Raw genomic sequence first — 9,077 nt, forward strand, 5'->3', positions numbered from 1 at the left:
AAATCTATGGTATTTTTGAAGTGATTGGGTACAATCGGCAGCCATTTTATGCACATTTTATACCCAACACCCAAAAACAGCTTAACTTATGTGCGTATTATGCCGATAGTGACTAGGCATTATGGTGATAGCTAGCATTCCTTCTTGATTTGATAATTTTTGAACATAAGGACAATGATATGTTTGAGCAGCGTAAAGCTCTCTATACACAGCTGGAAAAAGCCCGCAATTCGAAAGTTCTATGCTATGTAACCGGTGATAGGCCCAATCAAGAAGCGCAAATAAGTGCAGATGTATTTGATTTATTTGTTAATCATCTTGATGTAATCGGAGATGTCCAGAAGATTAGTTTGATACTTTACACTCGTGGAGGCGATACCTTAACCGCATGGAGTTTGGTCAACCTTCTTCGACAGTTTTGTAAAGAACTAGAGATTATTATCCCATCCAAATGCCATAGTTCAGGGACTATAATGTGTCTCGGCGCAAACAATTTGGTTATGACGAAACAGGCAACCTTGGGGCCAATCGATCCTAGTGTGAATACTCCACTTAACCCAACAGCCATTATCAATGGTCAACAAATTCAACTACCTGTGAGTGTTGAAGAGATCAATGGTTATCTTGAAGTTGTTAAGCATGACCTAAGCATCAAAGATGATGCCTCACTTGCTAGTATTCTTCTGGCCTTAAGTGAAAAGGTTCATCCTTTAGTTCTTGGTAAGATTTACAGGGCTAAAAGTCAGATTCAAATGCTCGCGAGAAAGCTTTTGGCTCATCAGCTCACAGACAGCGAAAACATAGAAAAAATTGTGAGCTTTCTCTGCAGTGATTCCGGTAGCCATGACTACACTATAAATAGAATCGAAGCTGTTCATGACCTAGGCCTCACTGTTGAGAAGCCTGACGAACAGCTTTACGCGCTTATTAAAGAAATTTATGAAGATTTCAAAACTGAGATGCGCCTTGGGGAACCTTTCGATCCAAATGCTATCTTAGGAGCAGTTAACCAAGCAACCTATGTATCTGTCAGAAGCATACTAGAAGCTCCTGATACTTTTTCATATCAATTCCGTACTGAGGGAGTCTTGCAGCGTTTTCAAGCTGCACCAGGCCAGTTCGGTGTAAATCATAATTTAACTTCAGAAGGGTGGGCTCAACATGGATAACAAATCATCAACAGGAAACTTTGTTGTCTACACGAACAGAAACGCAAATACGGCGGCACCTAAACCAGCCACTACGCCGACTACGGCACAAAAAGTAAGTTACAATACAGTCAATGGATACAGTAACTTTCTAAGCTGTACAACGGGTTCCGTTACTAAAAAAACCTTCTAAAATCACAACGGCTCCAAAAGAGCCGTTGTTGTATTTATTCGCTTTCTAGTTTCACATCCAACATACATAAACACCCGTCGATAAAACCCTCGGCCATTTGTATCTCAATGCGTATGAGCCTCTCATCTTTTTTTCGTGCCTTGGCAATCTTACGCTTAGATACACCATATAGATAATGAGCAACGATAAGTGAGTGCTCATATGGTTTGCGGCTCTTCAGTCGTGCCAGACATCCTTCAATGATGAGGGCATCATTATCAGTACAAGACAGACGATTTTTGCTTGTTTGAGGTAATAATCCCTTGAATCCTGCAGCAATCGGCGAGTAATCAACACCAGAGCTATCTCCTGATGCCCATCCGCCCCATCGTTCTAACACCATCTGAATATCGCGCATGTTATCTCCACAATTCATGCCAGTACGCCGATTGCCAGCGCACGATCTAAAAACCGAAACAGCAGCACCAGCTGGTCACCGTATTTCGCTTCAAATGCCACAGGGCTGGCATGCAACTCGTCGTGATGCTCTCTGCACAGAGGAATCACAAACAGGTCGTGTGCCTTGGTACCCATTCCACCCTGCCCGTGGCCGATAAGGTGATGGGGGTCGTCTGCCGGATTGCTACAGCACATGCACTGCTGCGTTTTAACCCAGCGGGTATAATTCTCTTTCTCCCAGCGACGGCGTTTTGGCTTTCTCATCGCCGCCTCTGGCGTGTCAGGGTCTACTTTCAGCGCAACGATGAGTTTTGCTTTCTCCTGCACCAGCTGCGTGGCAGCAATCGCCGGGACAATCTCGCTCTCACGCATTACTGACTGGTGTGTTTCCTGCGGCATCCTGAGTGCCTTTCTCGCTATGCTCTCAGGGATGACATCAGCCGCATCTTTAGTGACGAGCCACCAGCAGAACTCCGGTAATGTCAGTTCATGTTCCGGGGGAAAAGCCAGTTCCCGGCATGCAACCGATAAAATCCAGGATACCAGGTTTGCTCTGGCAATTCCTGCCTGACGTTCAGTTGTTTGCTCTCGCTGCTGGTTATCGCAATGCCAGCATAAACGGATTGAGCCGGGGTGGCGGCGAAGGGTTGTGAAGTTGTGGCTATGGTAGTCACTCAGAGCCCACTGGCAGGCAAGCTGTTGCTCAAGCCAGTAATCAAGGCCAGGCAGCCCACCAGCAGCATTGATGACCTTTTCGTTCTCAAATACAGAGGACATCGCCGGCTCAGCTGCCAGCGGCTGGACTGCAGGTGGAATAGCTCCAGTAGCAAAATTCACGTATCCCTGCGGCTCTGTCTCCAGCAGAACTCGCCCTCTGGTAAACAGTGGCATCAGGTCAGCACCAGGACGGAACAGCACAATGCCCATGCGATGGGCCACTTCAGGTGTTAACAGTGCTCTCACGCCGCATGCCCCTTAGCAATATGCGCGGTCCAGAGCCCGCCTATCCACTTAACACCCTTAGCCGTAAAGCGCGCCTGGCTGAATGCATAGTTTGAAGCACTTGTTGTGCCGGTCTTCACTTCGAACCGCCCTGCTTCAATATGCTGGTGATAAGGTGTCAGCACGTTACTCAGGCGGTACATGATGTGGTTATCCAGCAGGAACAGTCGGAACTCCGGCTCTTTGGCATTAAGCAACTTTGCTACCTGCCGGAATGTCATCGAGCCAGTGGCGGTGACGTAGCGATCCACAAACTCAGCTTTAGGCGCGGCAACCGCCAGTTCATCCTTTAGCTGTTGCTTCTGTTCTTCCAGTTCGGCGGCCAGGCGCAATGCCTCCGAGAAAGACTGAGGGACTTTCGGCTGATTAAGCTGCTCCAGTTCAAGCCAGCGATCTATGATCCGTTTACGCAGAATAACGCTGTAGCCAGAAACCAGCGTGAGGCATAAATCCTTCGGCAAATGAAAGCAGGGATAGCTTCGACCTTTATCGTCCCGGTAATCTCCTAAGAACTCAGGAGATTGAATATTGAGCAAAGTGAGCATATTACGAATATCGGACATCACATTATCGTGTCGTTTTTCACACAGCCCGGCAATTTCCAGGCTGGTCATTGCCGGGAAGCCAGGATCGTTCTTAACGTTAATTAACTGATTCATGCCTTTCTCCACTTATCAGGCGGCTGCACCCGCCGGTTGGTATCTGTTGATCGTTATCTCAACCTTCCCTTTCGGTACCACTGGCCCCCACTCCACCAGCATGCGTTTCACCTGGCTGTCGTCCTCCCACACGCCAGCATGTGTTAGCGCGTCAAACAGCGCTTTGTTGTAGTTGTCGATATCCCGGCGGCGCTGATCCGGTGGGTACAATGTGATTTCCACCGCAGCAGCTTCTGATGATGGTTTCGGGAGTTTGCGGAGTTGTTCGATAATGGCCGCACAAGCAGCGCTCTGGAATTCTCGCCCCTTCTGACTAATCAGATGTCGTCCCTTCAGTGGGCCGCTATTCGGTGCGCGCCAGTAAGTGTTAACGCTAGGTGGGAACGGTAGAATCAGCTTCATGATGCAGACTCCTGTACTTCCAGCCAGGCAATGGCATCTTCGCGAGCACGGTCTCTACCCTCCAGCAGGGACCGAATGATCCAAACAGCATCGTGATCCACTGCATCACCAATAATCGTTATCCCACGGGCTACGCCTGGCGCTACGGTGATATAGCCCTTTTTCTTCAACGCGGTCACATGCGCGGCGGCAGCGTTCGGTGATGAGCAGCCAATCAGGCCAGCCAGCTCAAATATCGTCGGCGGGAAGCCAATACGAGCCTTATAGTCCTTGATAGCTTTCAGAACCTCTCCCTGACGCGGTGTTAACTCGTTCATAGCTCCTCCCCGAAGCGTCCATTCATGCGGCCAATAACGCTATTGAATTCAATCAGGCTGATACCCAGTGGCGCTACCTGTTGATGGTGCTTACGCAGGATCGGCGGACATACCTGGTTCCAGGCTGGTCTAGGCTTAACCCGCATCGCTGCACGCAGCTCGTCGGCACACCGTCGCGCTGCTGCGCGAACTGCATTCTCATGCTCTGGCTTCACTCGACCACCTCCAGTACAGCAACCAGATCCTTTGCCACTTTACGTGTGCTGCCTTTGCAGGAGATGGAGCGGCGCGCTGGAATGGTGTGCAGGCGGAAACCATGCTGTTCATACAGTTCCACGACATGAGGTGCCACTGAGTTCGAGATGACGACGCTTGCGCCACGACGGTGAGCGGCAACGCAGCATTCCACCAACTCAATCTGGTTATCCCAGGTGAAGCCACCAGCGGAGTACGCAGTAAAGCCACTGGTACCCGGCAGCGGTTCGTAAGGCGGATCGCAGTAAACAACATCTCCCTTCCCGGCCAGGCCAATCGTCCGGCGGAAACCGGCAGTCATGAACACACAGTTGTGCGCCATATCGGTGAATGATTTGAGTTCCTTCTCAGGGAAGTACGGCGCTTTGTACTTGCCCCAGCCCACATTGAACTGGTGAGACAGGTTGTAACGCATCAGGCCATTGAAGCAGTGGCGGTTCAGGTACAGGAACGCTGCTGCACGTTCGGCGGCATCCAGAGTCTGCCCGTTAAACTCCTGGCGGATCAGCTCGTAGTTTTCCGGCGTTCCCATCCGCTCAAACATCCAGCGCGCACTGCTCTCAACGGTATCTGGTACCACCGCCAGCATCTGGTACAGGTTGATCAGGTCAGGATTCACATCGGCCAGCAGGAAATTGGCGTGTTTATCGCTGTTGAGAAACACTGAGCCACCGCCTACGAACGGTTCAATCAGGCGCAGGCCACTCGGGATGTGCTGGAACAGGTCGCTCAGCTGGGTGAACTTACCACCCGCCCACTTCAGGAATGGTTTGCTCATGAGCGGAACCCCGTGTTTTCAGGCAGTGAGTAATCCACACCCTGGTAGCTGGCGCGGTTAATCGCTGACCCAGGAACGGATGCACCGGAGGAAGCCGCCAGCTTGAGGCTCAGTTCATCCCACTTCTCACGCAGCTTGGATGGGCTCAGGATGTTCTTGCACCAGAACGAGTCCCGGTTCACCCGGCCATACAGCTCGCAGATCTGGCGGTGAGTGCGACCATCCTGAGAACACATCAGGCGAACTTCGTTTGCCCAGGCAGTCCAGTTTGGTTCTTTCGGGCGAACCACTTCACCGTCAGTTTCGGCAGCCTGTTCGTACAGCTTGATGATTCGACCCCACAGCCATTCGGCGCAGGTTAAGTCTTCCTGGCTACCCCACTGACGTTTTGCAGCGCTGTACACCACCGCCGTAGGGTTACGAGTCAGAAAATCATCTGGCTTGCCAGCGTCGTCCGGTTGCGAAGCTTCCGGACAAGAAGGGGTTTTATTCTCTGTAGTACTCTCTGTTGTAATCTCTGTAGGATCATCAGTGCAATTTGACCCGATGACAGCAGTTCGTTTTGACCTGATGGAGCGTGTCACTTTGACTTCTTTCATCGTGTCATTTTGACCTGATGGAAAAGCGCATTTTGACCTCTTCGATTCGGTCACTTTGACTTCATCTAAAAGCTCGCTTTCATAGTTGATTGTGTAGAAGTTGGTCATGTCGCGTTGAGACTTGTTCAGTTGCTCAATTTTGAGCACACCGAGTGTCTTCAGGCGGGTGAAGGTACGCTTCAGAGTTGACTCAGACCAGAACGGGAACTGCTCAAGCCACTGTTCTGTCGTGTTGTAGATCCAGCGTACACCATCACTTTCCATGCCTGATTTGGTTTCTTGCAGCCAGTAATTAATCTGCTGCAATGCAATCGCCTCATTCAGGCCAATGCTGTATGCAAGGTCAGGATTTATTACTATTGGCCGGGATGTCATTAACAGGCTCATTCTGTCCCTCTATTTCCCTGAATTTACGCTGAAACTGTTCGAGAGGACTGAAGCACTCATGCTCGTATCCGTCGCGCAGGTATATAACCCGTTGAGTTTCTGGCTCCCACCGGATAACCCTGACTGGGACGCCGTAGCTGTCTTTAAACCGTCTGTTGAGTGCTCGCATTCGACCTTTTCCGCCTGGCCGTTGAAATCACCTACAACCCAATCGGCAAACTGGTAGCAGACAGGCTCAAAGCATCCGGATACCATTACCCCATACACGAACTGCGCCGGACCTTTTCCACCCGGCATAGGTCGAGCAATAAGTTGCGACCTGCGGTACTGTGTTGTTACACTGTTCATGCGTTAGTTTCTCCACTGATACGACACGCCACGACGCCCGGAGCTGCACACTCGCGGGCGTCACTTATTTCGGCGGCTGAATAACGAGATAATCGCCGTGATCTCTTCTTCGCGTGCTGCCAGGTGACGGCGGTGATACTCACGAATTTCTTCTGCTTCATGCTTTTCAATCACTCCATCTTCCAGAGCCTTTTCGATAATCTGATCGACGTGTCCACGTGCTGCAGATGTGCGCATTGCACGGGTAAAAAGGTCGGTGCGATCGAGGTCTTCAAACTGGGGAATGTCCACCAGCAATGCACCGCGACGCTTGGCGAAGTAGTCAGCCAGAAGAGACGTGTTGCTGATGTCTTCCATCGCTTCCAGCTCGCTCACTTCGAAGAAGCGACAGCCGTTCTTCTCGTACAGGTTGTTGTTGAACTGGGTTAAGGTCATTCCCAAAGCACCGGCCATAGCCTCACGACCACCGTGTAAGGCTTTGCACATCGCCCTTACCACGTCTTTTAAACTTTGCTTTTGCTCTACCATGTTGTTTTTCCTTTGGTAGTTACTGTTATGCAGCCGTTTCGCTAGGCTTCTGATAAAGGGATGCGTCGTATTTCAAAGCACCGTCTGTAATTCGCTCAATAACGAATGCCTGCTTCTCGGGAATGATGACTCCCCAACGGCAAACTGCTGGGTGGGAAATACCAAGGGCATTAGCCGTTTTTTGAATGCCGCCAAAGTGCTTAACAACTTCAGATTTACGCATGTTTCCTCCTAAGTGATGACGCCTTAAAGGTAACAAAAGGTACATTAAATAGCAAACAACAGTTACCTTGAAATTAGGTAACATTAGTTACATGAAAACAGAGATGAAAGACCGAATCCGATCGCGACGCTTACAGCTCGATATCACCCAACTGTCACTAGCTAAACGGCTCGGTGTAAGTAGGGTTTCCGTGACCAAGTGGGAAAACGGGACAACCAAACCTGATGGGGAAAATCTCCACCAGTTGGCACAATCCCTTTCAACAACTCCAGAGTGGCTACTCTATGGTCAAGGTGATGATGTCAGTGATGATACGAAGGTAGTTCCATTTATCAGGCCGCCTAAGGCTGTACCTATTATTTCTGCTGTTCAGGCTGGGCACTGGACTGAGAGCTACACTGCGGCGAGGCTTACTGATGTGATTTCATGGACGCAAACTACAGCTGATGTATCCGAAGAGGTTTTTGGTTTAGTTGTACGTGGTGAGTCCATGACAAACCCGAACGGATTGCCATCAATTCCCGAGGGATCTATTGTTATCGTCGAACCTCATTACGGGCAAATGGATGATTTGTATGGAAAAATCATTGTAGCAATCCTTGACGGTTCGTCTGAAGCAACAGTTAAAAAACTGGTTTGGGATAGCCCCTACAGTTATTTAATGCCCCTCAACCCTGCTTTCAAACCTATCCCAATTGACGGTAACTGCCGCATCGTAGGCAGGGTCGTTCAAATCACACAAAACCTTTAATGGTTTTCCCTAGCCAGGTACCTCCTGGCTATTTTTTTATTCTTGATGGTAACTTTTGGAACATTGTCACTTGACCATTTAGGTAACTAAAGGTACATTTATTTCATCAACAGCGAACAGGCAGGACGCCCACGAAGTAGCCGCCCCAGGCGTATGAAGATGGGGATGATTCGCGATTAACAGTGGAGACTGGCAATGGACTTACCCGAACAAAGCAGCGATAGCAAAAAGCCTTTACGCATCTACGCAATGGCTTTTGTGGAAAAGGCTATGACAATTTCAACCGATGATCGCGATGATTTTTGGCTGGAAATAGCAAGCAACTCTGGCTGGATTAAATTCAAAAGACTCCGCTCAGACGCTGAATTTACAAGTGATGGAGCGTTGTTTGTAGCCACTGAACTGCGTTCGGGATCTGACCAAGCCCCTTCCCCAGCAGTTCAAGCACGATGTGTTTTGTGGCGTCAGCGGGAAGCTCTTTTAAGCGCTGCAAATACGCTTTCTTTTCTTCTGGGTCAGGGACGTTCTGATTTATGAACTCCCTGATCGATGAAAGCGTTTCATCATGCAGCTTTACAGTCACGATTTTGAGGGATGCAGAAATACTACCTTCTTCACTCAGTAAGTTTACAGCATGGTTAGTGGCAGTGATCAGGTCAATAGCAGGTTCCATTCCATCGAATGAATCCTCTATCCCACCGATTATTAGCCCCTCCTGTTGAAGATAGGCGATGTTCTGTAGAAGTGTTTTTTCGTCAATCGATGACAGTTTTATAGGGATGTTATTGATTTGCTCTGGATAAGATTCAATAGCGAGTTCAAGTATTTGCAGTTGAAGTTTTCGGTCGAAAGAAGCCATGTTTTTCCATTCTTGGTTGTGTGAGAAGCACCAAGATACCACTGAGCCTGATGTGGTGAAAAGACAGGCACACAACAGATGAGGACATTGAGTATCCATGAGAGAACTCCTTCAGCGAATCTCATGGTTAACCAGAGGACCAGTGTCCTCATCGTTGTGGTAATGCGGCTGTGCGCACGTGACGAGGCCA

The 9,077-nt window shown here is 49.4% G+C and carries 14 protein-coding genes; 2 read left to right on the forward strand and 12 right to left on the reverse strand.

Annotated elements, in window-relative coordinates; translation table 11 throughout:
* The first annotated feature begins 179 nt into the window (after positions 1-179).
* Positions 180-1,169 carry an SDH family Clp fold serine proteinase gene (locus AB2B48_RS11320; protein ID WP_368301792.1) on the forward strand — a complete coding sequence of 330 codons (990 nt, stop codon included), beginning with the start codon at positions 180-182 and terminating at the stop codon, positions 1,167-1,169.
* Positions 1,170-1,375: 206 nt separating this feature from the next.
* On the opposite strand, the gene AB2B48_RS11325 is transcribed toward AB2B48_RS11320, so the two are convergent.
* The 11 genes from AB2B48_RS11325 to AB2B48_RS11375 all read right to left on the reverse strand — a co-directional run bounded on the left by AB2B48_RS11325 (position 1,376) and on the right by AB2B48_RS11375 (position 7,277).
* Positions 1,376-1,738 carry an antiterminator Q family protein gene (locus AB2B48_RS11325; RefSeq protein WP_368301793.1) on the reverse strand — a complete coding sequence of 121 codons (363 nt, stop codon included), beginning with the start codon at positions 1,736-1,738 and terminating at the stop codon, positions 1,376-1,378.
* A 14-nt stretch (positions 1,739-1,752) separates the two neighbouring features.
* A complete protein-coding gene (locus AB2B48_RS11330) occupies positions 1,753-2,742 on the reverse strand; it encodes a DUF968 domain-containing protein (RefSeq protein ID WP_368301794.1) in 990 nt (329 codons plus the stop codon).
* Positions 2,739-3,440, reverse strand: coding sequence for a phage antirepressor KilAC domain-containing protein (locus AB2B48_RS11335; RefSeq protein WP_368301795.1), 702 nt, complete (start codon positions 3,438-3,440; stop codon positions 2,739-2,741). Before AB2B48_RS11335 ends, AB2B48_RS11330 begins: the two co-directional genes overlap by 4 nt.
* A gap of 15 nt (positions 3,441-3,455) precedes the next feature.
* A complete protein-coding gene (locus tag AB2B48_RS11340; RefSeq protein ID WP_368301796.1) occupies positions 3,456-3,842 on the reverse strand; it encodes a RusA family crossover junction endodeoxyribonuclease in 387 nt (128 codons plus the stop codon).
* Positions 3,839-4,159 (reverse strand): LexA family transcriptional regulator, encoded by a 321-nt coding sequence (locus AB2B48_RS11345; RefSeq protein ID WP_368301797.1) that lies wholly within the window; start codon positions 4,157-4,159, stop codon positions 3,839-3,841. The genes AB2B48_RS11340 and AB2B48_RS11345 overlap by 4 nt, the downstream gene beginning before the upstream one ends.
* Positions 4,156-4,374, reverse strand: a complete 219-nt coding sequence (locus tag AB2B48_RS11350) for a hypothetical protein (protein ID WP_368301798.1) — start codon at positions 4,372-4,374, stop codon at positions 4,156-4,158. The genes AB2B48_RS11345 and AB2B48_RS11350 overlap by 4 nt, the downstream gene beginning before the upstream one ends.
* Positions 4,371-5,192, reverse strand: a complete 822-nt coding sequence (locus AB2B48_RS11355) for a DNA adenine methylase (protein WP_368301799.1) — start codon at positions 5,190-5,192, stop codon at positions 4,371-4,373. The genes AB2B48_RS11350 and AB2B48_RS11355 overlap by 4 nt, the downstream gene beginning before the upstream one ends.
* Positions 5,189-6,178 (reverse strand): hypothetical protein, encoded by a 990-nt coding sequence (locus AB2B48_RS11360; RefSeq protein WP_368301800.1) that lies wholly within the window; start codon positions 6,176-6,178, stop codon positions 5,189-5,191. Before AB2B48_RS11360 ends, AB2B48_RS11355 begins: the two co-directional genes overlap by 4 nt.
* Positions 6,135-6,347: a DUF4222 domain-containing protein gene (locus AB2B48_RS11365; RefSeq protein WP_104651423.1), complete on the reverse strand. Its 213-nt coding sequence runs from the start codon at positions 6,345-6,347 to the stop codon at positions 6,135-6,137. The genes AB2B48_RS11360 and AB2B48_RS11365 overlap by 44 nt, the downstream gene beginning before the upstream one ends.
* Before the next feature lie 239 nt (positions 6,348-6,586).
* A complete protein-coding gene (locus AB2B48_RS11370) occupies positions 6,587-7,054 on the reverse strand; it encodes a YmfL family putative regulatory protein (protein ID WP_368301801.1) in 468 nt (155 codons plus the stop codon).
* 25 nt (positions 7,055-7,079) lie between these two features.
* Complete coding sequence (locus AB2B48_RS11375; protein WP_368301802.1) at positions 7,080-7,277, reverse strand: Cro/CI family transcriptional regulator; 198 nt, start codon at positions 7,275-7,277, stop codon at positions 7,080-7,082.
* A gap of 91 nt (positions 7,278-7,368) precedes the next feature.
* Between AB2B48_RS11375 and AB2B48_RS11380 the strand changes: the two genes are divergently transcribed.
* Positions 7,369-8,028 carry a LexA family protein gene (locus AB2B48_RS11380; protein WP_368301803.1) on the forward strand — a complete coding sequence of 220 codons (660 nt, stop codon included), beginning with the start codon at positions 7,369-7,371 and terminating at the stop codon, positions 8,026-8,028.
* 367 nt (positions 8,029-8,395) lie between these two features.
* Here AB2B48_RS11380 and AB2B48_RS11385 read toward each other — a convergent pair whose 3' ends face one another.
* Positions 8,396-8,986: a hypothetical protein gene (locus AB2B48_RS11385; protein WP_368301804.1), complete on the reverse strand. Its 591-nt coding sequence runs from the start codon at positions 8,984-8,986 to the stop codon at positions 8,396-8,398.
* Positions 8,987-9,077: the final 91 nt, after the last annotated feature.

This window comes from Kluyvera sichuanensis (assembly GCF_040930405.1).
GTDB classification, from domain to species: domain Bacteria; phylum Pseudomonadota; class Gammaproteobacteria; order Enterobacterales; family Enterobacteriaceae; genus Kluyvera; species Kluyvera sichuanensis.